Here is a 24879-nt window from a genome sequence, read left to right as displayed (position 1 = left end):
TGGAGACGACACGAATGAAAGCCTTCATTGCAGCGTCCATCGCTGTCCTTCTGAGCACCGCAGCCTATGCGGCAGAGCCCGTAGGGTCAGACAAGTTCAATACAGAACCGGGTTTTGATCTGTCAAAGCTAACGGCAAGCAATTTTTACGATACGATCGTTCCTCTGGCGAAAAAGGAAGGAAGCGTCACCTTTTTCGACTTTACCGACTCCTTCGGCCCGTTGTTTTCGGATCACCTGATTCCGGAATTCGAAAGCAAATACGGCATTCACGTCGACTACGTTAGAGGTAACGGCGAAGCCGCGATCCAGCAGCTGATCGCCGCCCACAATTCCAACGCCAAGAGCCCTGCCGATGCCTATTTCATAAGCTCCGGCAACCTTGGCTCGGTGCTTGGAGCGGGCGTTGTTGCAAACATTCCGCTGAACGCCGCTCTTCCGAACGGCACCGCGCTGAATACCGCCATCGCCACCAACACGGGCGGCTACCAGCACGGTGGCGCCTTCGTTCCCTATCACCGCAACCAGACCAGCATCGTCTACGATACGCGCACGATATCGGCCGACAAGGTTCCGACCGATCTCGACGCGCTGCTCTCCTGGGCGAAGGCCAATCCGGGAAAGTTCATCGTCACCTCGCCAGATGGCGGCGGTTCGGGCAGCGGCTTCATGCAGTCGATCGCCTATGACAAGGTGACCGGCGATAGTTGCCGCGCCACGCTGACGAACTTTTCGATCACCGCGGATCAGGCCAAGCAGTTTGCTGCAAGCGACTGCATGAAGCCCGCCTGGGACTTCTACAAGGACGTTTTGAAGGTCTCTGAGGTCGCCAAGGGCAATTCCGATACGCTGAGCCTGCTCGCCAATGGCGCCGGCTCCATTGGCACGGCATGGGAAGACATGACCTATGACTTCATTGGCCGCGGCCTTCTGCCCCCCACCACCCGTCAGGAAATTCTGACGAGCGGCGAAGTCGGCGGCGGCGACGGTATCTTCCTGCCGGTCGGCGGTGAACATCCGGCAGCCGGCCTGCTGCTGATCGATTTCCTGATTTCGCACGACGCGCAGATGGAAAAGCTATTGATCAACGGCTCGCGGTCGGCTCGCACGGATATCGATCCGGCGAAAAGTTTCACGCCCGCCCAGGTCGCACGGCTGATCCCGACCGACCAGTTCGCCAGCCGCGCGTTGCAGAGCATGCCGAGCACGCTCAACACCGCCCTCGTCGGCTACGCCATGGCGAATCTCCTGAGCGCCAACAACTGATCAAGTCACCATTGGTGGCGCTGCCCGCAACGCCACCACATCGGAGCGATTCAGCTTTCCACCCGAAATGGTGAACCGCTCCTTTTCTTCGCTTTTGCGCAATCGGTAACACATCATGGACACGTCCCTTTCCATACGGCGGCTCGTCAAGGATTTTGACGGCACGCGTGCCCTTAAGGGCATCGATCTCGAGATTCCCTCTGGTCGTTTCGTGACGCTCCTTGGCCCCTCCGGCTGTGGAAAGACGACGCTCCTGCGCTCGGTCGCCGGCATCTCCGACCCCAGTTCGGGAGAGATCTGGCTCGCGGGCCGGAGAATAGACGGGGTAGTGCCGGAGAGGCGCAATTTTGGGATGGTTTTTCAGACCTATGCGCTTTTCCCCCACATGAGCGTTGAGAAGAACGTCGCCTTCGGTCTGGAGATGCGTCGTATCGCCAGGGCCGAGATAGCGCGTCGCGTGAGCGCCGCCCTCGATATCGTTGGCCTCGGCGCTTTCGGAACGAGATTGCCCAAGCAATTGTCCGGCGGTCAGCAGCAGCGCGTGGCACTCGCCCGCGCCATTGTCATCGAACCCGACGTCCTGCTCTTCGACGAACCGCTCTCTAATCTGGATGCCCGCCTTCGCGACAGTTTGCGTGACGAGCTGCGCGTTCTGCAAAACAAGCTCGGCATCACCTCGCTCTATGTTACCCACGACCAGTCGGAAGCCATGGCGCTCGCCGACGAGATCGTCGTGATGAAGGATGGAGAGATCGTCGAGCGTGGCACGCCCATCGATCTCTACCGCCGACCCGCCTATCGCTTCACCGCCGAATTTCTCGGCTTGACCAACGTCATCACAGGCGAAATCTCGGGCGAGGAATGCCGTTTGCCCTGGGGCGCGGTCAGACCGGTGGAAAATGCCGGTGACAGCGATAGCGAAGGTATCGCCATCCGCCCCGAGGATATTGCCATTGCCCCGACCGACGACAGGGCTGACGGTATTGTCGAACAGGCCATGTTCATGGGTGCCGCGACGCACTATCAGGTCCGCGCCGCCGGCCAGTCGCTGAGGATCGTCACCACGGGCGGACAGACCGGCGTCCTGGCCGTCGGACAGCCCGTGACACTCACCCCGCCGCCGGTCCTGCACCTGCTTAAGTCTTTCCGCCCGGCTGAGGAAGCAGCCGCATGAAACCCGTAGCCGGCGTTCGCACCACGACGATCCTGCTCTATCTCCTGCCCGGGGTCGGCTATCTCTTGCTCTTCTTCGGTCTGCCGCTGGCGCGGATCGTGCTTGGCAGCTTTGCCGGCCAGGGCCAGAATGCACCGGCCTTTACCTTCGACAACTGGATCGCTCTTCTGACCACGAAGGTCTATCTCGACGGCTTGTGGTATTCCCTCTGGCTCGGCATAGCGCCCACCGCACTGAGCCTGGTCATCAGCCTGCCTTTGTCGGCGCTGATGCAGATGAACGAAACGAGCCGGAAACTCTTCGGCATGCTGTATCGAATTCCGCTGGTCGTGCCCAGCATCGTCGCAGCCTTCCTCGTTCTCGTTATGCTTGACCGGGGCGGGATGACATCACGCGTGCTTGCTCCACTCGGTGTCGCTCTTCCGAGGATGGTACGCGACTATTGGGGCTTCGGCATCATCATTGCATCCTCCTGGAAAAACATTCCCTTCATGACGCTGATCATCTCGGGCGCCATGGCATCGATCAACCGGGACGTTCTCCTGGCCGCACGTACTCTGGGGGCGGGGCGCTTCACGATTCTTCGGCGGGTACAATTGCCGCTTGCCCAACCAGGCATCACTGCCGCCGTGCTTTTGACCTTCATCGGTTCGCTCGGTTCCTTCGTCATCCCCAATCTCCTGGGTCCCGCTTACCCGCTGCCGCTCAGCGTCCAGATGTACGGTGAAGGTTTCCTCAAGGCGGACTGGCCGATGGTCTATGCCATGGGCACGCTTCTGAGCGCCGTGGCCGTCGTCGTTCTCCTGATCTACTACGCGATCATCGGCTCGCTGGGTCGCGGCGCGTCGAAGATCCGAATGGAACGCTAGGGGGGTGGCAATGCGGTCGAAGCACCAACGCAACACGCAGTTCTGGACCGGAGCCGGGCTCTATGGATACCTTATCGTGACCCTGTTTCTGCCCCTTCTGGTCATCGCCCTCTGGGCCTTCTACGATCCCGCTGTCGGCTGGTTTCCACCCGATATCGTACCTCGGTCCTATTCCGTTTCTGCCTGGAAGGAGGTCCTGTCCGACCGGCAGATCGTTCCCTCCGTGTTTCTGAGCCTTTTTGTCTCGGTCATGGTCACGCTCATCACCTGCGTCCTGGCATTTCCCACCGCCTGGGCGCTGGCGCAGTTTCAGTTTCGGTTCAAGCGGCTGCTCGAAGTCTTCATCCTCGCGCCGCTGATCGTTCCGGGGATCGTCATCGCCGTCAGCCTCGGCGAGTTGTTCTTTGCTTTCGGCCTTGCCGGCACGGTCCTCGGCGTCATCCTGGTGCAGACGGTAGGCACTTTGCCTCTGATGATCCGGATCCTGACGGCAACCCTTGAAGGCATTCCGAATGAGCTGATCCTTGCCGCCCGCACGCTCGGCGCATCGCCGCGCGTGGCCGTCGTGCGCATCGCTTTGCCATTGGCGTGGCCGGGCCTTCTCGCCGGCAGCCTTCTTAACTTCATCGCCTCGTTCGAGGAATTTGAAAAGAGCTTTATGGTCGGCGCCCCGAAGATCCAGACGCTGGCAGTCCGGCTCTGGAGCTATCTTGGTGGCCAGATCGTCGTGTTGCCAACCGCTGCCGTCGTCACCTTCCTTCTTCTCATTCCGATGCTCGCCATCTTCCTTCTCACCGAAAGGCTGATGAAGGAGGACGTCATGGCTGCGGGCCTCGGCAAGCTCTAACCCAAGGAATCTTGCAATGACCTTTAGTTTTTTCGCCAAGCAGGCCGGCCACATCCACGTCTGCGGACATCGCGGTCACAGCCTCGGAGCCCCGGAGAATACCATCGCCGCCATCCGCGCGACCCGTGACTTGGGAGGCACGACCTGCGAGATCGACACGGTCCTGGCGCGCGACAACGAAATTGTCGTTCTCCACGATCTGTTCGTCGACCGAACCAGCAATGGCGCGGGTGCTGCAAAGGATTTGACAAGTGCTGAAATCGCCGCCCTTGATGCCGGTTCATGGTTCGGTGAGGATTTTGCCGGCGAGCGCATTCCGACACTACGCGAGGCGATTGCGGCGGCCCGTGAGCTCGACCTGGGGCTTGAAGTCGAGGTCAAGGAAAAGCGTGATCTGGAGACGTTCATTGCCGTTTTGAAGGACGTCGTGGCCGACCCGGCGGATCTCGATCGGGTGATGATGATCTCCTTCGATCATGTCAGCCTGAAGGCCGTCAAGGCCGCCGTTCCCGGCATCAAGACCGGCGGCATCATACAGGAGCGCCTGGGCGATCCGCTGGCTGTCGCGCGCGCTGCTGATCTCGACCAGATGTGCATCGACCTCGCTGTCTTCGACCCACGAGAGGCCGAGCGCCTTCACGCGGCCGGCATCTCCATCCGTTGCCACGCCTATCGCCCCTCTACAATGGAACGATCGGTCAAAGCCGGACTCGACTGGACAAATGTTCTGGCCTCGTCGCTCCGCGCCGGTCTGATCGACACAGTCTCGGGCGACGATGTCGCCTGGTTGCGCAAGTTCGTCGATCAGACCTTTGCCTGAGCTCGGCCTGTCGTTCGAGATCGGTTAATGGTCGGCTGGGCGCAAGGATGCTGACGCTGCACAGTCATCGAAAGGACCCGGAGGAGCTCCGGTGTGCAAGGCACTCCGTCGGCCGACTGGACCAATTCATTGCCTCATTTGTAATGGGGAACCTGGCGTTGACGCTTCCCTCTGCCACGGACAGTATCTCGCTCGGGCGTGGCGGTGTGCGAAGAAGGCGGCCGGCATAGTCTGGACCGAACTTCTTTGCCCAGTATCTGATGGTTTCGTAGGAAACCTCGATGCCACGCTCTAGCAGCATTTCTTCGACCAGACGTAGGCTCAGGGAACAGGAAATAAAGCCAAACCGCATGCGCAATGACAGCCGGTGGAAAGCGATGGCGTTTATAACGGACGGCGGCTTGGGTCATGACCCGTAAATTTCAGCCAAGCGTCTGATCAACAGTTAACCTGACATCACCCCGGAAATCATTGCCGCTTAACCTGCCCGATTGAGTGATGCCCAGAGGCCGGGCACAACGGCGATATCCACGGTCCCTCGCGATGGGAAAACGGACGGCATTCCGACAATTTTCCCATGCGAAATTGAAATCATGTGAGAACCCCCAGCCATTTCTCCCTTGGCTAATCGATTTTCTAATCGTGCCGAACGTTGTTTTGGTATCATGGGCGCGTGATGCTCAATGGTGATGCTCAAGCCGCGATCGGAAACGCGCCGCTGTGGCTGCGCCGCAAAGACCATTGCTCTCAAGTGTCACAGGAGCGCGGATTGTGATCGGCGCATGCCTTGATCCAAAGCGCTTTCGCCCGCAAGGGCATCGATCACAAAATCCCTTACTGCCCGGACACGCCATATTAGCTGCCGCCGGGGCGGATAGACGAGCTGAACCGGGGCACCGGGCGCGTCCTGGCCTGCCAAGACTTGCACCAGCGCGCCGGTGCGCACGGCCTGCCTGGCGTAGATCTCCGGCGCCTGCACAATACCGATGCCGGTGATCGCGGCGTCGATCATGGCCTCACCATTGGTAAAGGTTGCGACCGCCCCCGCGGGTATCGATCGCAATGTCGTTTCCCCCTGTCGAATAGACCATGGGTCTGTGCCGGCCCGAGGGCGGCGCCAGGCTGATCAATCGATGCGAGAGAAGGTCGTTCGGTAGCTCTGGACGGCCATAGCGTGAAAGACAGTCCGGACATGCGTAGGTGCCCTGCCGAAGAAATCCAAGCGGCTTTGCGACCAGATCTTCGTTTGAAAGCTGGCCCACCCGCAAGGCCAAATCCGCCCCTTCCGCGACGAGGTTCACGTGATGGTCGTTCATGCGAACTTCGATCTTGAGTTTCGGATGACTTGAGAGGAAACGGCCCAGCAGAGGCAGGATCAGGATGCGACCGAGCGATAGCGGCATTTCGAGACGGATCAGGCCCCCAATTCTTCCGGGTCTTGCAGAAACGCGCTCTGCATGTCTTCCAGTTCCTCGGCCCATCGGCTTGCCCGCCCATAGAAAAGAACCCCTTCGTCGGTCAATTTGACACTGCGCGTGGTGCGATGAAAGAGGCGGACCCCGAGCCGGTCTTAAAGGCGGGCAATGGATTTGGAGGTGGCCGATGACGCCTGTCCGAGCGATTCCGCAGCCCGGCCGAAGCTTAGGGCCTCCGCGACGCGCAGGAACACCTCGATGCCAGCAGTCTTGTGCTGCAAACGCCGATTGCTTCCCATTAGGAACCCGCAGTGCTCGGATCGGATTTTGCAGGAACGGTCGAGGCCGTTGGCCCGGGTGTCACGCGCTTTGCTCCCGATGGACGATGTGTTCGGTTTTGCGGGCGGTTTCCAAAGCCGCCAAAATGCCTCAGAATGTCGATTATCGCACTGCCGCCGCACTGCAGCTCACGGCAACAACTGCTTGGATCGCTCTGTTCGAAAAGCTGACGATCACACCAAGCACGCGTGTTCTGATCACCGGTGGCGCAGGCGGGGTCGGGTATATGGCCGTGCAACTTGCAAATGCCGCTGGCGCTGACGTCGTTGCTGTCACAAGGTCAAAGACGAGCGCCGATGCTGCGATTTCCGCTGGTGCCCGTGCATGCTTTGATCTGGCCGAAACCACACCGCAGGAGATTGTCGAGAGCCACACCGGCGGGCATGGCTTCGACGTGATCTTTGACACGGTCGGGGGGCCACGCTCGACGCCGCGTTCCAGATGGTCAAACCGACGGGCGACATCGTGACCGTCGTTGGCGCGGCAAGCCACAATCTTGCGTCGCTTTATCTCAAGGGTGCCAACCTGCACATGGTTCTGGTCCTTGTTCCGATCATGTTTGGAATGGCGCGGCCGCAGCAGGGGCAGGTGCTCGAACAGATCGCTCGACTGGTTGAGGATGGAAAGCTCACGCCACGGCTGGATCCTCAGCGCTTTGGTCTTGAAGCGACTGCAGACGCCCATCGCAAACTGGAAGCGGGCGAAGCCAAGGGTAAGCTGATCATAGATTTAGATTGACAACTGACCGCCCAAAAGAACGCCGCGCCATGTTTGCGAACCGAGCATTGTTGCCATTCTCCGGCAAAGTGTTGCCGTTTCTCGCCGTGGCGCACGGCTGCTGGAATGCAGACCTGTCTTCTGCGTGCAAAGTCTCAGTGGAATACCAGGCTGCGCCGGGTCTTTCTGATCCAATCGCCTCGACTGGCTTCACGCCGCAAAAGTTTGGGGTGGCTTGCGGAAGCGGCAGGGCCGACCGGCGACTTCTAGGAGATCCTACGGACAGAAGCAACATCCGAAATGGGGGCGCGAAGCCGCCGTTACGAGTTAACCGTGATTGGCACCAGCCGCTGTGCCGGGCGAGCTTCTTAAGCTGGAAAGGGTTCGAACCCACGGCCGCCAAGCTCAACAGGATCAATCGTCTGGAAAATGGATGTCTTTCAGGTGGATCCCGTTCTCATCGAACTAGCCCGAAAGCGGGCATTCGGCTAATTTCATACACTTTTATCTGCTCGCGTAGGTTGAGCAAGCCGTGCGACCTGCAGCCGATGATGTATTAAACGTAGATGGCAGATTTGAGCTTACCGCAAGTATCCGTTGTACGCATTGATTACCGGCTTGCCAGCCGGCGCGCTCGGCTAACGTCATGCGATTTGGTGACACCGAGCCCCTGGTCGCTCCGGTGTCCTCCAGATACTTTCAACGCGCTTGGTCGGGATCCGCTACGTCGTTGTACCAGCGTAGGAGCCGCAGGCGCCACGCTCGTGATGGGCAGGGGCCATTTCTGGATGGTTTCCTCCCCACCCACGGATGGCAGCCGATATGATCCCGTGATCGAGAGTTCGGGCCAAGATCGACGCCGCCAGCAACCAGCCCTGCCGTCAGATTGTTGACAAGGTTCACAACGAGCGCGACCACGCAGCTCACGCCCAGAGGCGGGGGCGCGTTCGCGGCTGACACGATCAGAAGCCACGAACCCGAGTTTAAAAACCCGTCAGGCCTGCACGCCAACCCCGAGCAAGGCTTCTCCCTCGTTTACGGACAGGCTTGACATGCGGTAAAGAATGAAACCATCATTTTCCGATGTGATCCGCGCCAGCGTCTCACCGAAAACGTTTCTGATCTCGCCGAGCAAATCGCCGTTCGAAATTGTCTCCGAAAGCTCCTTGTTGGAATACCAGAGCCCCGAAACCGGAGCGGTCGGAACCCACATGGTGCATACCTTCATCGGTTCGTCCGTCGCCGGCTTTGGCGCCTCATTGATCATGCCGATGTGCTTCATGACACGTCGAATGCCGTCCAACATCATGCCGACTGTGGTCTCGTTCCATAGACCATTTCCGCTGATCTCTGGCAAGATACTGGGAACGCCGACGCCATAGGCGCCGTTGATGCTGTTACCGGGTCGCGCAGATGCGACAGCGACCGGCAGACCAAAGGCTTCGGCCATCGCCTTCGACTTTTCGCAGGCGCCGGGGAAGATGGTGAACGGCGCCAGGCTTTCGTCGAGGTCGCCGCCGTGCAGATCCATATAGGCATCGACTTTCGGATAGACCTCGCTCACCAGCCAATGCGCTAGGCGCTCGCCGAGCGTACCGTCTGGATTGCCGGGGAACATACGATTCAGGTTATTTCCGTCCTGCGGCATGATGTAGATGCTGCGCTTGCTGAAGCCCTCGACATTCAGGATAGGCAGGATGACGAGCGTGCCCTTGATCTCCTCAGGCTTCGTCTGGATCATCCGGACCGCAGCCTCGATGGAGCAGAATTCCGATGCGTGAACGCCGGCGGTGATCAGCAGGGTTGGCCCGCTCTGTGCCCCCTCGATAATGGCAAACGGGATTTCAAGGTCTTGGACGGGCTTGATATAACCGAATTTGGTCCTCGATTGACCCGTTTTGAAGACTGGTAAACTTGCCATGGAAAAATCCTCTGCTTGAATATTGGCGGCCTGAGCTAGCCTGCAAAATGGCAGGCAGCCCAGTGATTGGGACGAACTTCCCGAAGCTTCGGCACGTCTTTCGAGCAGACAGTCGTGGCCATCCAGCAACGGGTACGGAAGGGGCAGCCGGAAGGTGGGTTAAGGGGGCTGGGGACATCGCCGTGAAGTACAATGCGATCCTTGCCGCTTGTCTCCTTCGTTCCGGGTATCGCCGACAGCAATGCCTGCGTGTAGGGCATCCTGGGGTCAGCATAGAGGTCTTCGGCGGATCCGACTTCGACCAGCTTGCCGAGATACATGACGCCGACACGATCGCTGAAATACTCGATCACCGACAGGTCGTGAGCGATGAACAGGTATGTCAGGCCGAATTCTTTCTGCAAATCGGCCAGCAGGTTCAGGACTTGCGCCTGTACGGAGACATCGAGCGCCGAGACAGGCTCGTCGGCCAGGACGAATTTCGGCCGCAACGCCAGGGCGCGGGCGATGCCGATGCGTTGGCGCTGGCCGCCGCTGAATTCATGCGGATAGCGGTCGAGATGCTCCTTGCGCAGGCCGACTACCTCGATCAGGGATTCGACCCGCTCATTGCGTTCGTCGCGGCCCATGCCCTGGATTGTCAGACCCTCGGCGATGATACTGCGGATGGTCATCCGCGGATCCAGGCTTCCATGGGGATCCTGGAAGATCATCTGCATATTCCGCCGCAGCGCCTTGAGCCGGGAGGGAGAGGCTGCGAGCACATTCTCGCCCTCGAACAGAACCTCGCCGGATTGCGACCGTTCAAGCCGCATGATCGAGCGGCCGAGCGTCGATTTTCCGCAGCCGGATTCACCGACGAGACCGAAGGTCTCACCCCGGCGGATACTGAAGGAAACGTCGTCCAGTGCCTTCACCCAATCGGTCTTCTGGCTGAGCACGCCGCTCCGACTGGGATAATGTGTCTTCAGATTCCGCACTTCGAGTAGGACATCGTCGGAGACGCTTCTCTGGATCGGGGGGGCCTGGTCTTGCGCCGGTACGGTCATGGCGTCCTCATTTCTCGGCACATCAATAAAGCCAGCAGGCGACCAGCCGGCCGTCGCCGCAATCCTTCATATCCGGCATTTGCGAACAGGCAGGCATTGCCCGGGAGCATCGCGGTTGGAAGGGGCAGCCCGACGGCATATGCAGCGGACTGGGTACCGCCCCGCCGATCGCACTGAGCCGATGCCCGCGCATCCTGGGGTCGGGAATGGATGAGAGAAGACCGACGGTATAGGGATGCTTCGGATCATCGGTCACCTGGCCAACCGTTCCCTTCTCCATGACCTTGCCGGCATACATCACCACGACATCCTCGCACATTTCCCGGACGACGCCGATATCGTGGGTGATCAACAGAACTGCGGTATTGATGCGCTGACGCAGGTCCTTGATAAGGTCTAGGATTTGCGCCTGAATGGTAACATCGAGCGCTGTAGTCGGCTCATCGAGGATGAGCAGATCCGGCTCGTTTGCGAGCGCGATGGCGATAGTCACGCGCTGTCGCATGCCGCCGCTCAGGCGATGCGGATATTCGTGGACCCGGCGTTCCGGCGCGGGAATTCCGACGAGCCGGAATAGCTCGATCGCACGCTCCATGGCCTCCCGCTGGCTGATTGGCCGATGCGCCTGCAATGCCTCGACCATCTGCGCGCCGACGGTATAGACGGGATTGAGCGCAGTCATCGGATCCTGAAAGACCAGACAGATCTCGCGTCCGCGCATGCTGCGGATTTCGCGTTCGCGAAAGGTGACGATATCTCTTCCCTTGAAGAGGATCTGCCCGCCGGCAACGAAACCCGGCGGCTCGATCAGCCGCATGATCGACAGCGACGTGACGCTCTTGCCCGAACCCGACTCGCCGACGATTCCCAGGCTGGCGCCGACGGCAAGACCGAAGCTTACACCGTTCACGGCCTTCACTGTGCCTCGCGACGTCCTGAAATGCGTCTGCAAGTCCCGAACCTTGAGGAGTGGAGCGGTATCAGCATTCCGCTCGGCATTGGCGCTCAACATCATACTCTCCGAAATAATGACACGGTTCCATCCGTGCCGGCTGGTCGAAATAAGAGGCTTGCGGGCGCCAGGATCGCGCCCGCGCCTTTCTCCTATTGCGCCCGGCTGCGGACCTTTCCGCCCTGAATGACGAGCTTGAGATCGCGAAGCGCGCCGAGATTGTCGAGCGGGTTGCCGCCAACGACAATGACATCGGCCGCCAGTCCCTTCGTCAGGGTTCCGACCTTGTCGTCGATGCCGATGACCTTGGCCGCAAAACCGGTTCCAGAGACGATCGCTTCCATTGTCGTCATGCCGCCACGATGCATGAGCTCAAGCTCGAGCGGCAGTCCCTCGAAAGGAGTGAAGCGCCAGCCGGCATCCGTGCCTGCCACGAAGGACACGCCGGCCTCCCGCAGCTTGCGGAACTGAGAGAGGTTGTCGTCCAGCATCCTGATCCAGCGTTCGAGGAACGCGTCCTCCGTCGGCGTGCGATCCTTCTTCGCCGTCATGATCTCGACGACGGAGCCGCCAACCGCTAGCGTGCTCGTAACCGGAATGCCTGATTTGCCAAGCTTTTCCGCGACTTCAGGGACGTATTTCTGGTTACCCTTGGAGTCGGTGATGAAGCCGGCATGCTCGATCTGGTCGACGCCGGCGTCGATCGCATAGTCGATGGAGTCCGCGCACAGGCAATGCACGGCGATCTTGCGGTCGAGCGCATGTGCCTCATCCGCCAGAGCGCGCATCTCCTCACGGTTATAGGCCGGCCGCCACGAGAGCGTGTTGACAGTCCCGCCGCCGCTTCCCATGACCTTGATGAAATTGGCGCCGATCTTCGCCATTTGGCGAACCTTCAGTCGCAGCCCGTCGATGCCGTCGGCCTCACCGCCAAAATACCAGGTGTGGCCACCGGTGATGGTAATCGGCTGGCCACAGGAGAGGATGCGTGGGCCTACGCCATGACCAAGTTCCAGCGCGCGCTGGAGATTGATGACGGTGGTGCCCGAGGCGCCGAGATCGCGCACGGTGGTTATGCCGGCGGCAAGCGCGCGTTGTGCCGTAAACGCGGAGGTGGCCACAAGGACCCCCTCCGGTTCGCGAACAACTGTCTCCAGCAACGTGCCGTCACCGGGCATGTTGAGGTGCACATGGGTGTCGATCATCCCCGGCATGATGGTGCAGCCGGGAAAATCGAGAATTTCGGCATCAGGCGAGACGACTGAATCGGGCGCTTGACTGGGATAGACACCGACAACCTTGCCCTCTTCGATAACGAGGACGGCATTCTCAACGACCGCGGAGCCGGTTCCGTCGATCAGCCTGTCTGCACGGATAAGAGTAGTCATCTCAAGAACTCCTTGCGTTTACGCAACAATCACTCAGTCGGCGAGCGAGGCCGGCAGGAGGTATTCAAAGCCGCCGCCCGAATAGGTGACGCCCGTCAGTTTCTTGGAGGTCATGACAAGATCGATGTTCTGGCGGATCGGCATGATCACGGCCTGATCCATCAGTGTCTTCTGCACCTGATGATAGATATCGACGCGCTTCGCCGGATCCGCTTCCTGCTGTCCCTGGCTAATCAGCTGCGACAGCGCCGGATCGGAATATTTGCTCCAGTTGAAATACTGCCCGGGCAGGAACCAGAAATGCAGCGCATCCGGGTCGACTGCGATATATTGCAGCGGCGTGATCGACATGTCGCCGTTGATATTGGCGTTCAACCATGCCGGAACCGCAAGCTGTTGAACCTGGACATCCATCCCGACCTTGCGCAGATAGCCCTGCATCGCCTGGGCGAGCAGGGGATAGGAAGGAACGGTCGAGATCGCATTGATGGTGAAGGCGAGCCGCTTGCCGTCCTTTTCCCAGAAATCGCCGTTCTTCGTCCAGCCGCCGTCCTTCAGCGTCGCCTCGGCCTTGGCCGGATCGTAGGGATAGGCATTTTCAAGAGATGCATCGTAGGCGGTCATGCCCTGCTGCAGCGGCGTGTTGCTCGGCGGGAAGACGCCGGCCTCGGCGAGCTGGATGACACCCTTCTTGTCGATGGCGTACATGATCGCCTTGCGCACGGCGATATCGCTGGTGGGGAATTTCGAGGCGTTGATTGGCGCGAAAATGCCCATGCCGCTGATCGGCACTGGCAGCGCACCATAAGTTCCCGCCTTCTTAAAAGCGTTCCAATAAACGCCGGGCGTCTCCTGCATCAGCTGCGACTGGCCGCTCTGGAACTGGCTGACGCGCGCCTGCGAATTCGGAACGATCTGGAAGGTCACCTCGGCGATATCGGCCGGGCCGGCGTGCTTCACCGCTTCCGGTCCCCAATTATAGGCATCGTAGCGCTTCAGGACGACGCGCTGATCCGGTTGGTAGCTGACGAATTCGAAGGGGCCGGTGCCGGTCGGATGAAGGCCGAGATCCTTGCCATACTGCGCAATGGCTTTCGGCGACTGGATACCCATGTAGGGTTCGCCAAGCTGCGCCAGGAAGGGAGCATAGGGGGTCGTACAGGTGAACTGCACGGTATATTTGTCGACGGCCGTCGCTGTCGTGCAGGGACCGAGGAGACCGATCGATATTTTCGACTGCGTATCCTTGCTGGTAATGTATTTTACGTTGGCGACGACGGCGTCGGCATCAAACGGCGTGCCGTCATGGAAGGTCACGCCCTGTCGAAGGGTAAACGTATAGGTCTTGCCGTCATTGGAGACGGCCCATTTCGTCGCGAGATGCGGGGTGATCTGAAAATCGGGTGTCAGCCAGACGAGCGTGTCGAAGATGTTGGCATCGATCGGACCGACGTCGCGGGCGCCGGTCGTTGCCGGGTTGAGTGAATCGACCGGCTCCGCCCAGCCGATGGTCAATTTGGCGTTCTTGTTGGGCGCCGCGGTTTGCGCATTCGCGGTGACGGCGAAAGCAAGGCTCCCGGCTGCAACGAAGGTCGTCATCAGTTTTTTCATTTGCTCACACCTCTTTATAATTGTCGAATAATTGCTGGTTGATCGAAAGCTGTCGTTCTGCGCGCTCACCTCTTGGCAAGCGTCGGATCGAGTTCGTCACGCAAGCCGTCGCCGATCAGGTTGACGCCAATGACGAAGAGACAGAGGAAGATGCCGGGGAAGACGGTTATCCACCATGCGAGCGTGATGTAGGTCTGGCCGTCATTGAGGATGGCGCCCCATTCCGGCGTCGGCGGCTGCACGCCGAGACCGATGAAGCCAAGGGCGGTGATCCACAGGGCCGCGATGCCGAGCCAGGTCGTGGTCAGCACGATGATGCCAGACATGACGTTCGGAAGGATATGCCGCATGATGATCCAGCCGTGACCGGATCCGAGCGTGGTCGCTGCGTCGACGAAGGGCAGATGTCGCACCTCTGCCGAGGCACCTTCGACCAGTCGCGCATAGATCGGCACCAGTACCACCGCGATGGCGATCACGCCGTTTATCAGGCCCGGCCCCAGAATGGCGGTGACCGCGAGCGCGAGTAGAATGCCGGGAAATGCCAGGAACAGGTCCACGATACGCATGATCGTGAAGCCGACAACGCCGCCGAAATAGCCGGCGACCAGGCCGATGGCGGTGCCGGCAACGCCGCCAATAGTCACCACCAGCAGGCTCGACAGCATCGTGACGCGACCGCCATAGAGGACGCGAGAGAGCATGTCTCGGCCAAACGCGTCTGCGCCCATCAGATGGTCCATCGAAGGTGGGGAGAAGGTCGCCATCGGATCCTGGGCATTGGGATCGATCGAGGTAAGCAGAGGAGCGCCAGCCACCAGAAAGATAAGGACGATGCAGATAATCGACCCGATCAGCAGGCTCGGATGGCTGAAGGCCTTTGCGATCGTCCTAATTCGGGAGAGCTTTGGAGAGATTGCTTCCGCTGCGTTGCCGGTGGCTGGCGCCTGGCTCTGATGGGACATGTTCGCGTCTATGCTCATCGTCGTTTCTCCGCCTATCGGTTCGCTATTCGAGGGTCGAGGACCGGGTAGAGAAGGTCGACGATGAAATTCGTCAGCGCATAGATGATGGCGATGATCAGAACGACGGCCTGGACCGTCAGATAGTCCTTGGCGAGAATGGACTGTACGAGGAGCCGGCCGATCCCGGGGCGGGAAAATACCGTCTCGATGATCACCGTGCCCGAGAGAAGCTGGCCAACCTGTATCCCGACAATGGTCAGGATCGGCAGCAGTGCGTTGCGAAGGATATGGCGAAAAAGACCCGCAACCGCGTCAAGCCCTTCGCGCGAGCGGTTATGACGTGGCGCTGGACCTGTGCGGCGATGATGCTGGATCGGACGAAACGGGCATTGAAGCCGATCGAGCCCAGGGCCAGCGTGATAGACGGCAATACCAGCCCCTTGAGCGACGTTCCGCCGACGACGTCGAACCACGGAATGGTGACGGCGAAGGCGAGGATGAGAAGCAGCCCGAGCCAGAAGCTCGGGATCGACATGAAGGTCAATGCAATACCCATTACGGCGGTATCGGCGGCGCGATTGCGCCTTAGTGCGGCGATGACACCGAAGATGAGGCCGAAGATCACTGAGAGGCCGAGGCCGGCGATGGTCAGCTGGATGGTGGCGGGGAAATTATCGGCTAGCAGAGAGCTCACCGACTGCTGGTAGCCATAGGAATAGCCGAAATCGCCCTGGAAGACGTTGGATATCCAAAGCCAATATTGGACGATCAGCGGCTTATCGAGGCCGAGCTGTGTACGCAACCGCTCGACGACCGTCGGATCGCTGGCATTGGTCCCGAGCAGGGTTATGACCGGATCACCAGGAATGAGGCGGATGATCATGAAGACAACGACACTGATGCCGAAGGCCAGTGCCACGATCGCAATAACGCGTCTCAGGACATAGCTCGTCATGATTTTGAGCCCTTCGATGCGGATTGGCCCGCAAGCTCCCGACCGGCCGCAAGCGTTGCGATCTTCGGCCGCAAATTCCGGTGCGGCGTCCTTTCCTCCAGAGCATGGGCTGCGTCCAAAATGGTATTCTCCTGAAGGGCAGAACCGGCAAACTGAATGCCGGTCGGCAGACAACCCTCTCCAAGGCCGTTGATGATCGATACCGTGGGCGTGCCCGCCAGAACGCCGGCCAGATTGAGCGGCCGCCGACCCGAGGCACGGGGAAGGCCGTATTCGAAATCCTTGTCGATATCGGACGCAAGTGCTCCGAGCGAAGGGGCGAGAAGCGCATCGTACTGGCCGGCGATCTTTGCAAAGCTCTCGGCAATCACACGCCTGATCCGCTGCGCCCGGATGTAATCGTGAGCAGGGAGAACGGCGGCGGCCATTCTGAGTCCGGCGGCCTTAAGGGCAGTTAATTCCACCGTGCGGCCCGCGGCAACGAAATCGTCGAACGCCGCATAGGCTTCGGCTGCTGTCACCACCTGCGCGACTTCGGCGTAGGGGAAATCCGGCAGACTGACTTCTTCAACCGTGCCGATGTCCGCAAGCGTATGCAACGAATTGCGGAAATTGGCCTCGACGTCCGGATGAGCGCCTTCGCAGCATCCTTCCACGACACCGAAGCGGAAGCCACGCTTGCGCCTTTGGCGATCGTGATACCGATAGCTGCGCTTAAGGCTGGAAGGATCGTTGACGTCATGCCCGGCGATGGCCTCGAGCACGAGCCCGCAATCTTCTGCGCTCCGGCACATGGGGCCGAGGCGATCGAGCGTCCAGCAAAGCGTCATCGCACCAAAGCGGCTGACACGGCCAGAGGTCGCCCGCCGGCAAACGACCGAAACCCTGCAGGTCTTTGCCCGCAGCTTTGTGAACTGCGATAGCGGCCAAAAGCGCTTCTTCACTCCAATTGTCCCGCAAGGTGCCCCTTGAAATTCCTGGAAGGAGTGAACCAATTTTGATTGGTTCAATTGATTGCATATCCTGATCGCCCGTCAAACGCTTTTTTGTGCAATTTTGCATTCGCACAATTATTATGCGTTGCGATTAAATCCTCGCCTTGGTTTGCCTTCAGGGGGCGCATCGTCGTGTTGATGCGTTGAGGAAATCGTCAGCCCGAGGTCGTTTGTTCACGCCCTGCAGACGGATCAGCCCGTCGGGGACGGGGACGACGCCGTCGACATTCTTCTTGGCTGACCATAGCGACTTATAGTAGTAAAGGAGGAAATTCGGCGTGTCCGCAAGTAGATGGTGGTCGCCGCGAATAGAGCTTGGCCCGCTCGCTGGCATCGGTCGTCTGCCATGCCTGCATCAGGATCTTGTCGAGATCGGCGTTGCAATAATGCCCCCAGTTCAGGTATCCGTCGCAGGTGATCCAGGGGCTGATATTGCGATCGGGATCCGGTCGTCCGCTCCAGATCGCCATGGAGGCCTGATATTTCCGGCGTCCGAGTTTACGGCGAGCGTCGCGGATTCCAGCGTCTGAATTTTGCCGTTGAAGCCGCCTCCGATGCCATCGACTGAATCATCTGGCCGATCTGCTCCAGCGTCGGGCTATTGGCGACGGAAGCGTGAAGGACGGGCTCGGCGTCCCTGTCTGCGCCAGCAGCGCCTTCTCCTTGTCGACGTCTCGCCGCATGAGGTGCGCCTTGTCATAGAACTGCGTTCCGACAGGTTCTGTCTGGCTTGCCGGCACGAACAGGCCCTCATAGGTCACCTGGTTGAGGGCGTCGCGGTCCAGCGAAAGCTCGAATGCCTGGCCCACCCGGGGATCCATGCCCAGAGGATTTCTGCGCCGTGTCGCCCTGATTGACGTTAATGGAAACCAGGTCGAAAGCCGTCGAAGGCCTCTTGGATGACCCTCAGACCGGCATCGCCAGCGACGGTCGCCATATCGCTCGGCGAAAGCCGCTGGATCAGGTCTGGATTCGCCCGAGCCTAGGCGGATGAGCCGGACGCTATCGTCCGGGATCGTGCGGTAGGCCACGGAATGCGGCGAGATGGGGGCGGCGTTCCAATAGCGATCGAACCGCTGCAACGTGAGTGATCCTGTGAAACGCGATCGGCGAATTCGAAGGGACCGCCGCGGTTGGGAGCACGCTGACGAGCGGCGCGTACGCCTGGTGCGACAGTCGAGGGATCGACGGCATTGCGACGGGCTTCAGCTCGAATTTCCGCCTGGAGATAGGATCATTGCGCTACCGATCGAGGTTGATCCCGCCGCGTTCATCGACGCGCCGTCCCGAAAAAAACGTGGTCTCGAAACTTAGGCGTGAGCGTCAGATTGTCGGGCGACCAGCTCCAGTGGTCGAGAACCGCGGCTGAAGCTTTCCATCCGGGGTGATGTCGACCAGCTTGTCACACAAGCCGCAAGGACCAAGAAATTCACGTCAGGGCTACTAGCATGCGCGTTCGGATTTGCACAGACCAGGGCGCGGCCTGGTTTTTAGGAATAACGGAGAAATGAATTTTGGAATTTCCTTATTAAAGGCTTGGATATCTGGCACGCCATTTGCGTGACCCACGGGCACGTCCCGAAATTTGGCTTTTGACACGCCGTTCCGTTTTACTTGGCAGGACGGTTTGTCGACCAATGCGCGGACGTATGACGTGCATATCTTGCGTATGACGATGGGGCAGGGCAGCCGCTGTTATTGCCCGCGGCAACACCAAGCGCCGGCTCCTGTCAAGACCATATTCAGCCAGCAATTAGGAGAGCGTAATGAGATTTTCTTATCTGCTTCCAATCATGGGAGCGATGCTGCTTGCGAGCGGCGCCTCGGCCAGCGAATTGAAGATCGGCCTTCAGGACGATCTCGACGGCCTCGACCCCGCGCGCTCGCGCACCTTCGTCGGCGAAGTCGTTTTTGAATCGCTGTGCGACAGCTTGGTCGCGGTCGGCGCGGATCTGGAAGCGAAGCCCGAGCTTGTGGAAAAATGGTCGTGGAGTGCCGACAAAACCGAACTGACGATGACGCTGCTGCCCAATCTCAAGTTTCACGACGAAAAGCCGATCGATGCCGCAGCCGTCAAAGCCAATCTTGACCGAGCGCGAACCATGCCGGACAGCATGCGCAAATCGGAGCTGCAATCGGTCGTCAGCGTTGATGTTCTCGATAATCTGAGCTTTAAAATCAAGCTGAAGCAGCCCGATCCCACCTTGCTGCCGCAGCTGTCGAACCGCGCCGGGATGATGCTTTCGCCAGCCAGCTTCGACAGCGCCGTCACCGCGCCGGTGTGCTCCGGCCCCTATAAGTTCGTGACGCGCCAGCAGAACTACAGCATCACGCTGGAGAAATTCGCGGACTATCGCAATGCCGCCGACTACCATTTCGACAAGGTGACCTTCATGATCATGCCCGATACGACGGTGCGCCTCGCGAACCTGAAATCGGGCGGGCTCGACATGCTAGAACGGCTGGCGCCGACGGATATTCCCTCGGTGAAGAGCGATCCGACACTGCAGCTCGCGCAGATCACCAGCGTCGGCTATCAGGGCATCACCATCAATGTCGGCAATGGCAACCGCGCCAGCGGGCCGCTGGCAAAGGACAAGCGCGTGCGCCAGGCGCTGGAGCTGGCGATCGACCGCAACGTCATCAACGATGTCGTCGGCGCGGGCACGTTCGAACCGGCGCAGCAGCCATTCACACCGATCAGCCCCTATCACGACACGGCGTTTCCCGTCACCACACGCGATGTCGCGAAAGCCAAGGCACTGCTGAAGGAGGCTGGGGTCGACCGCGTCTCGTTCGAACTGATGTTTGCCAATTCGACGACCAGCGAGCAGATCGCCGAGATGATCCAGGCGATGGCCGCGGAGGCAGGCTTCGATATCAAGCTCCACGCGGTCGAGTTCACGACGATGCTGCAGCAGGCGCAGCAGGGCAATTTCGATGCGTTGCTCACCGGTTGGTCGGGCCGCTACGATCCGGACGGCAATATCCACGACTTCGTCGTCTGCAAGGCCGGGCTCAATTATGCAGGGCTTTGCAACGATCAGGTCGACAAGGATCTGAACCAGGCTAAGGTGACGCCTGATTTCGATGCGCGCAAGAAGCTCTATGATGATGCTCAATCCGTCCTGCAGGACGAATTGCCGATCATCTATCTCTACCATCAGCCGTGGCCCTTCGTACTCTCGAAGGATATCAAGGGCTTCACGCCTCTGCCGACCGGATTGATCAGCCTCAAGGGCGTCACCAAGGGGGCGTGAAAGCCGGTCTCAAGATGGAGAAAAAGGAGCCGGGAATCCTCCGGCTCCAGCGGTCAGCCGCGATCCACGAGGTTCTTCGCCATCATCATATGGACGCCCTTGCAGCCGTTGACGGTCTGGGTGATCCTGAGATCGCCGGCGAGGCTGCAGAGCGTATAGGCATCCTCGCGCGACAGGCCGCCCTTGTGTCCCAGCAACGTGATCATATCGCGCAGCGCCATCACCGCGCACTGGTCGAGATCGGGGTCCATGCCCATGGTAATGTAGTGGGTCGGCGTTTCCGCCTGCGGATAGGTGAGTTCCAGATCGTCGCGGACGATCATCTCGAAGGTGCCGCTGAGGGCGGTCTCGATCGCCGTGATGCAGACCTCGCCATCGCCCTGCGCGCCATGTCCGTCGCCGCAGGAAAATAGCGCGCCCTCGTTGAAGACAGGAAGGTAAAGCGTTGTTCCTGCGACCAATTCCTTGTTGTCGATATTGCCGGCATGCGCGCGTGGCATAATTGAGGAAATGCGGCCCCAATTGGCGGGCGGCGCGACGCCCATCACGCCGAAGAAGGGCGCGAGCGGCAGATCAAGGCCCCAGGGCAGGCGGGCGACGCCCGCTTCGGCATCGAGGGGAATGTTCAACAGCCGTGCCGTCTCGAAGTCGTAGGGTAGCGTTCCGGCGAGCGGCCGGATCACGTTATATCCCCAGTCCTGTCGAAGCCGGACATCCTTGATCCGTACTTCCAGTACATGGCCGGGCTTCGCGCCGAGTACCGCAATCGGACCGGTCAGAATATGCCCCGGCATTTCCTGTCTGCTTCTCGCGTGAATATCAAGAAGCTCCGGCGGGATATGAAAATCACCCTTTGGCAGCACATCGGGGCCACCCGAGACGGTCTCGATGGTGACGGTATCGCCGCTGTCGATGGTCAGGGCTGGCGGTTGGGCGGGGTCGAAATAGCCCCAGGCGCAGTTTTCGGGCGAAGCATGCAAGGTATGAAACATAATAATAAATCCTCGATTTTCGCGCAGGCCGGTGAGCCTGCCGGCCTGAGCGGCCAAGATCCTTAAGGTGCGGCAGACGACCGCTGATGTAGTCATGCAATCGCGATGCCATTCGCCGGCTTAAGCGCCATTTTAGTCTGCCGGGAGGGGAAGCTTGTCGCGCAGTCGATCAAAAGCAGGTATCGCCTGCAGCGGCGTCATTCAGGACTTACAAACGTCTGGATGCAGAAGCGAGCGGCGTTGGTGCGCTGCGGCCGCGATAGCTTCGGCGATTCCAGCATCCGGGCAGGGGTCATTGTACATCAGAACGTGATCCAAGAGCCGTCCTGACATCGTGTCGGGCGATCCGATCCGCGCCAAGGCGAGCGGCATCTCCGGCATATACCAGGCTTTCGCTCGCGCCGAATCTCACTGCCGCCCAGAACATGTTTTTGGGTGCTATGCCTTCACGTACGGAGTGCTAGACAAGGCGACGACCCGCGCCCGCGCCCGGCCAATCCTGACGCCTGGGAATCGAATTCTGTCCCAATGAGTTGGTCGCCGCACTGTCCCCCGGTGAGCGGCAGATGGTCGAAATCGCAAGAGCGCTGACGACCAACGCCCGCATCATCGTCATGGACGAGCCGACGACGTCACCGACGTCTCGCGAGACGGATCGCCTGTTCGAAGTCATCGCCGGGTTGAAGGCGCAGGGTGCCATCATCTACATCAACCATCGCATGGAGGAGATCTATCAGCTTGCCGACCGTGTCAGCGTCCTGCGCGACAGCAGCTACGTCGGTACTCTCGATCGCCAGGATCTCTCCGCGTCCAAACTGGTCTCGATGATGGTCGGTCGCGGCCTTTCCTCCGTGCTCTCAAACGGCCTCATTCTCGTCGGCGTCTCCGACATCTGGCAGTACATCATCAAAGGGCTCGTCATCATCGTCTCCGTGACGCTCGACCGCTACAGGCTAAAAGGACTTAGCCGTACATGACATACGGCTCAGGGGACCGGAATCTGCCGGAAAACTAGGTGCGCCGGGAGCGTCACCAACATGGAGGAATAATATGCGTGCACTTTCGAAACTGCTTGTCGGCACCGCACTCGCGGCCGCCATCGCGATGCCTGCTGCCGCCAAGGGCTTGAACAAGATCGGCATCTCTGTCGGCCCGTTCGGCAACCCGTTCTTCGTCGCGACCATCAAGGGCATCGGGAACAGCGCCAAGAAGATCAATCCGAATGTTCAGGTCACATTCGTATCGGCCGACTATGACCTCAACAAGCAGGTCTCGCAGATCGACAGCTTCATCGCAGGCGTCGACATCATCATGCTGAGGGCCTTCTGACTCGCTTCGACAAGATTGACGCGGTCTTCGCGATCGACGACCCGACGGGCATTGGTGCGGAGCTCGCCGCAAAGCAGCTGAACCGAAACGAGTTCTTCATCACATCGGTCGACGGCGCGCCCGACATCGAGAAGTCGCTGGCAAGCGGCAAGTCGATGATCAAGGCGTCCGCTTCACAGGACCCATACACAATGGCCGGCGACTCCCTGAAGATGGCCGTCGACGTTCTGAACGGCAAGAAGCCGTCCGAGCCGACCGTTCTGCTCGATCCGAAGCTGATCACTGCGGACAACATCAAGGACTACAAGGGCCGGACTGCTGCTCGATAAGGGCGCCGCACGGAAAGGACCCGCTTGGTCGCGGGCCCCGATCTCTATCTGAACGAAAGGATTGGTCGTCACATGTCGAAAATCGGTGCTCACTCGTTTGTCTGGAGCGCAGGCTCGTCCAAGAGCTGGGCTACAAACTGATCGAGTTCTCCTATCTCGATCCAAAGCAGGTCGACGTGAAATGGCTCGCAGAACGCATCAAGGAGCTCAATCTCGATGTGGCGATCAGCATGGGACTACCTCCGGAAGGCGACATCTCGAGTGCGGACGCGCCTATCATAGCCAATGGCCAGGACATCCTCGACCGGGCAGTGGCCCTGGTGCGCGACCTTGGCGGCACTAAATTGGCCGGGATCCTGAGCTCGGCCCACGGCAAACAGGAACAGGCGTTGACGAGGCAGGCGTGGGATATCAGTGTCTCCGCCCTGTCGAAGGTAGCGGACCGGGCAAGGGCGTCCGGCGTCACGCTTAATCTTGAGATCGTCAATCGCTTCGAAAGCAACATGCTGAACATGGCCGCACAGGGTATGCAATATATGACGGACACGGGCGCTTCTAATGTCTTTCTTCGCCCTTATACGTTCCATATGAATATCGAGGAGGCGGACGTCGGGCTTGTTCCGTCATGCAGCCGACAAGATTGGCTATGTTCATATCGGCGAAAGCCACCGTGGCTATCTCGGGACTGGCAACATCAATTTCGCAGCAATTTTTGATGCGCCCGTCGCCATCGCCTGGCAAGCATTATTAGGGCAGGAAGCCCGAGCTTTGAGAAACCTGCCAGCGCCGCCGGAAGGTTTGCGGCAAGCGACGGGCCTTCAGGCAGGAAGATCAGAGACAGCAATAGTCTGCGCCAGAGGCAGAACGAAATGGCGTCTTCATGGCGAAGTCGAGCGGGAGCGGTGGGTTTCCGTGTGTGCGACAGGTGAAATTGGGGGGTCATCCAAGCCGATTTCCCTTGATCTGCCGCATGGCCTCGAGGAAATCATCGCCAGCAGCGCGAACGTGACGCCTAGCAGCGTCTGCTGCAACCGTTGGGTCACCAGCCTCAAATGCTGCGAGAATGGCGCGGTGTTCCTCGATCCTGGCCCGCATTCGATATGGAATTGAGGGCAGGCGCCGACGGAAGGACTCCAGCAAATCTGCATATCGTTCCAGGACTTCAATGGCCTCCGTGTTGGGATCGGAGCGGAAGATCAGATCGTGGAACTTCGAATTGGCAGATTCAACTATGTCTGCATTTTCGTCGCGTACGGCAATCTCGAAGTCCAGTTGCACCCCCTTCAGCTCTTCGATCATCGCAGATGTGCAATATCTGCAAAATCTTTCGACCAGAAGCGGCTCCAAGAGCGCACGGATCTCAAAGATATTGCGCACAAAGCTTTCATCAAGGATGCGGACGCTGGCCCCTCGATTGGGGCTGATAAGTATGAAGCCTTCACCCTGGAGTTGATTCAGCGCATCGCGCACCGGTTGGGGGCTGGTATTGTACCGTTTGATGAGCTCGCCGACGACAAGCCGTTGTCCTGGCTTGAAAAAGGATGACGTGATGTCAGCGCGAATGAGATCGCGCAACGTATCGTAATGCGTCGCGGACTTTTCTTTGGCCATGCCCTCGAACGGCGGAGCGGGTTCGTCGCGATTTGTCCTAGGCGTGTTTTCTTCAATGTCCATCTGCGCTCTCTGC

22 protein-coding genes and 5 pseudogenes are annotated in these 24879 nt (G+C 59.6%); 11 read left to right on the top strand and 16 right to left on the bottom strand.

The genetic code is table 11. The features are described from left to right. The first annotated feature begins 14 nt into the window (after positions 1-14). From DTW90_RS27385 to DTW90_RS27365, 5 genes are all read left to right on the top strand, one after another. Positions 15-1265, top strand: coding sequence for an extracellular solute-binding protein (locus DTW90_RS27385; RefSeq protein ID WP_188080075.1), 1251 nt, complete (start codon positions 15-17; stop codon positions 1263-1265). A 115-nt stretch (positions 1266-1380) separates the two neighbouring features. Beyond that, the gene (locus DTW90_RS27380) at positions 1381-2439 is read left to right on the top strand and encodes an ABC transporter ATP-binding protein (RefSeq protein ID WP_149342461.1); all 1059 of its coding nucleotides are present in this window, start codon (positions 1381-1383) and stop codon (positions 2437-2439) included. Beyond that, positions 2436-3308, top strand: a complete 873-nt coding sequence (locus DTW90_RS27375) for an ABC transporter permease (RefSeq protein WP_149342459.1) — start codon at positions 2436-2438, stop codon at positions 3306-3308. The genes DTW90_RS27380 and DTW90_RS27375 overlap by 4 nt, the downstream gene beginning before the upstream one ends. Positions 3309-3318: 10 nt before the next feature. After that, positions 3319-4155: an ABC transporter permease gene (locus tag DTW90_RS27370; RefSeq protein ID WP_210251436.1), complete on the top strand. Its 837-nt coding sequence runs from the start codon at positions 3319-3321 to the stop codon at positions 4153-4155. A gap of 16 nt (positions 4156-4171) precedes the next feature. After that, the gene (locus tag DTW90_RS27365) at positions 4172-4975 is read left to right on the top strand and encodes a glycerophosphodiester phosphodiesterase family protein (RefSeq protein ID WP_149342457.1); all 804 of its coding nucleotides are present in this window, start codon (positions 4172-4174) and stop codon (positions 4973-4975) included. A 208-nt stretch (positions 4976-5183) separates the two neighbouring features. Here DTW90_RS27365 and DTW90_RS27360 read toward each other — a convergent pair. The 3 genes and pseudogenes from DTW90_RS27360 to DTW90_RS38080 all read right to left on the bottom strand — a co-directional run. Beyond that, positions 5184-5385 (bottom strand): annotated as a pseudogene (locus DTW90_RS27360) (IS6 family transposase); the annotation flags it as partial. 344 nt (positions 5386-5729) lie between these two features. After that, positions 5730-5987 carry a LysR substrate-binding domain-containing protein gene (locus tag DTW90_RS38085; protein ID WP_149342455.1) on the bottom strand — a complete coding sequence of 86 codons (258 nt, stop codon included), beginning with the start codon at positions 5985-5987 and terminating at the stop codon, positions 5730-5732. A gap of 4 nt (positions 5988-5991) precedes the next feature. Continuing rightward, a complete protein-coding gene (locus DTW90_RS38080; protein ID WP_149342453.1) occupies positions 5992-6456 on the bottom strand; it encodes a LysR substrate-binding domain-containing protein in 465 nt (154 codons plus the stop codon). A 358-nt stretch (positions 6457-6814) separates the two neighbouring features. Here DTW90_RS38080 and DTW90_RS37275 point away from each other — a divergent pair, with 358 nt between their 5' ends. Both DTW90_RS37275 and DTW90_RS27340 read left to right on the top strand, forming a co-directional pair. Further along, a complete protein-coding gene (locus DTW90_RS37275) occupies positions 6815-7198 on the top strand; it encodes a zinc-binding dehydrogenase (protein ID WP_188080072.1) in 384 nt (127 codons plus the stop codon). Then, a complete protein-coding gene (locus DTW90_RS27340) occupies positions 7171-7467 on the top strand; it encodes a zinc-binding dehydrogenase (protein ID WP_149342449.1) in 297 nt (98 codons plus the stop codon). The genes DTW90_RS37275 and DTW90_RS27340 overlap by 28 nt, the downstream gene beginning before the upstream one ends. A 973-nt stretch (positions 7468-8440) precedes the next feature. Here DTW90_RS27340 and DTW90_RS27335 read toward each other — a convergent pair. From DTW90_RS27335 to DTW90_RS27285, 10 genes and pseudogenes are all read right to left on the bottom strand, one after another. Then, positions 8441-9367: a M14 family metallopeptidase gene (locus DTW90_RS27335; protein WP_149342447.1), complete on the bottom strand. Its 927-nt coding sequence runs from the start codon at positions 9365-9367 to the stop codon at positions 8441-8443. A 35-nt stretch (positions 9368-9402) separates the two neighbouring features. Further along, positions 9403-10416, bottom strand: coding sequence for a dipeptide ABC transporter ATP-binding protein (locus tag DTW90_RS27330; protein WP_149342446.1), 1014 nt, complete (start codon positions 10414-10416; stop codon positions 9403-9405). A gap of 22 nt (positions 10417-10438) precedes the next feature. Continuing rightward, the gene (locus DTW90_RS27325; RefSeq protein ID WP_132527924.1) at positions 10439-11428 is read right to left on the bottom strand and encodes an ABC transporter ATP-binding protein; all 990 of its coding nucleotides are present in this window, start codon (positions 11426-11428) and stop codon (positions 10439-10441) included. Between the two features lie 92 nt (positions 11429-11520). After that, complete coding sequence (locus DTW90_RS27320) at positions 11521-12756, bottom strand: amidohydrolase family protein (RefSeq protein WP_149342444.1); 1236 nt, start codon at positions 12754-12756, stop codon at positions 11521-11523. Between the two features lie 33 nt (positions 12757-12789). Further along, positions 12790-14367, bottom strand: a complete 1578-nt coding sequence (locus DTW90_RS27315) for an ABC transporter substrate-binding protein (RefSeq protein WP_149342442.1) — start codon at positions 14365-14367, stop codon at positions 12790-12792. Positions 14368-14432: 65 nt separating this feature from the next. Further along, positions 14433-15350 (bottom strand): ABC transporter permease, encoded by a 918-nt coding sequence (locus DTW90_RS27310; protein WP_149342440.1) that lies wholly within the window; start codon positions 15348-15350, stop codon positions 14433-14435. 14 nt (positions 15351-15364) lie between these two features. Continuing rightward, positions 15365-16287, bottom strand: a pseudogene (locus DTW90_RS27300) (ABC transporter permease). After that, positions 16284-17231 (bottom strand): amidase family protein, encoded by a 948-nt coding sequence (locus DTW90_RS27295; protein ID WP_149342436.1) that lies wholly within the window; start codon positions 17229-17231, stop codon positions 16284-16286. The pseudogene DTW90_RS27300 and the gene DTW90_RS27295 overlap by 4 nt, the downstream one beginning before the upstream one ends. Before the next feature lie 302 nt (positions 17232-17533). After that, positions 17534-17752, bottom strand: a complete 219-nt coding sequence (locus tag DTW90_RS27290) for a hypothetical protein (protein ID WP_149342434.1) — start codon at positions 17750-17752, stop codon at positions 17534-17536. 99 nt (positions 17753-17851) lie between these two features. Next, entirely contained in the window at positions 17852-18364 is a 513-nt protein-coding gene (locus tag DTW90_RS27285) for an ABC transporter substrate-binding protein (RefSeq protein ID WP_188080071.1), read from the bottom strand. 684 nt (positions 18365-19048) lie between these two features. Here DTW90_RS27285 and DTW90_RS27280 point away from each other — a divergent pair. Continuing rightward, positions 19049-20542, top strand: a complete 1494-nt coding sequence (locus DTW90_RS27280; RefSeq protein WP_132527915.1) for an ABC transporter substrate-binding protein — start codon at positions 19049-19051, stop codon at positions 20540-20542. A 53-nt stretch (positions 20543-20595) separates the two neighbouring features. On the opposite strand, the gene DTW90_RS27275 is transcribed toward DTW90_RS27280, so the two are convergent. Further along, positions 20596-21537: an acetamidase/formamidase family protein gene (locus DTW90_RS27275; protein ID WP_188080080.1), complete on the bottom strand. Its 942-nt coding sequence runs from the start codon at positions 21535-21537 to the stop codon at positions 20596-20598. 563 nt (positions 21538-22100) lie between these two features. Here DTW90_RS27275 and DTW90_RS27270 point away from each other — a divergent pair. The 3 genes and pseudogenes from DTW90_RS27270 to DTW90_RS27260 form a co-directional block, all read left to right on the top strand. After that, entirely contained in the window at positions 22101-22511 is a 411-nt protein-coding gene (locus tag DTW90_RS27270) for a hypothetical protein (protein WP_246665064.1), read from the top strand. A 73-nt stretch (positions 22512-22584) separates the two neighbouring features. Then, a pseudogene (locus tag DTW90_RS27265) lies at positions 22585-23192 on the top strand (substrate-binding domain-containing protein). Positions 23193-23264: 72 nt separating this feature from the next. Then, a pseudogene (locus tag DTW90_RS27260) lies at positions 23265-23924 on the top strand (sugar phosphate isomerase/epimerase family protein); the annotation flags it as partial. Positions 23925-23928: 4 nt separating this feature from the next. On the opposite strand, the pseudogene DTW90_RS37750 reads toward DTW90_RS27260, so the two are convergent. Next, positions 23929-24063, bottom strand: a pseudogene (locus DTW90_RS37750) (quinol oxidase); the annotation flags it as partial. Between the two features lie 68 nt (positions 24064-24131). Continuing rightward, positions 24132-24866 (bottom strand): GntR family transcriptional regulator, encoded by a 735-nt coding sequence (locus DTW90_RS27250; protein WP_149342428.1) that lies wholly within the window; start codon positions 24864-24866, stop codon positions 24132-24134. Positions 24867-24879: the final 13 nt, after the last annotated feature.

The organism is Neorhizobium sp. P12A (genome assembly GCF_008365395.1).
GTDB lineage: Bacteria > Pseudomonadota > Alphaproteobacteria > Rhizobiales > Rhizobiaceae > Rhizobium.
This window is presented reverse-complemented; position numbering and strand designations above follow the sequence as displayed.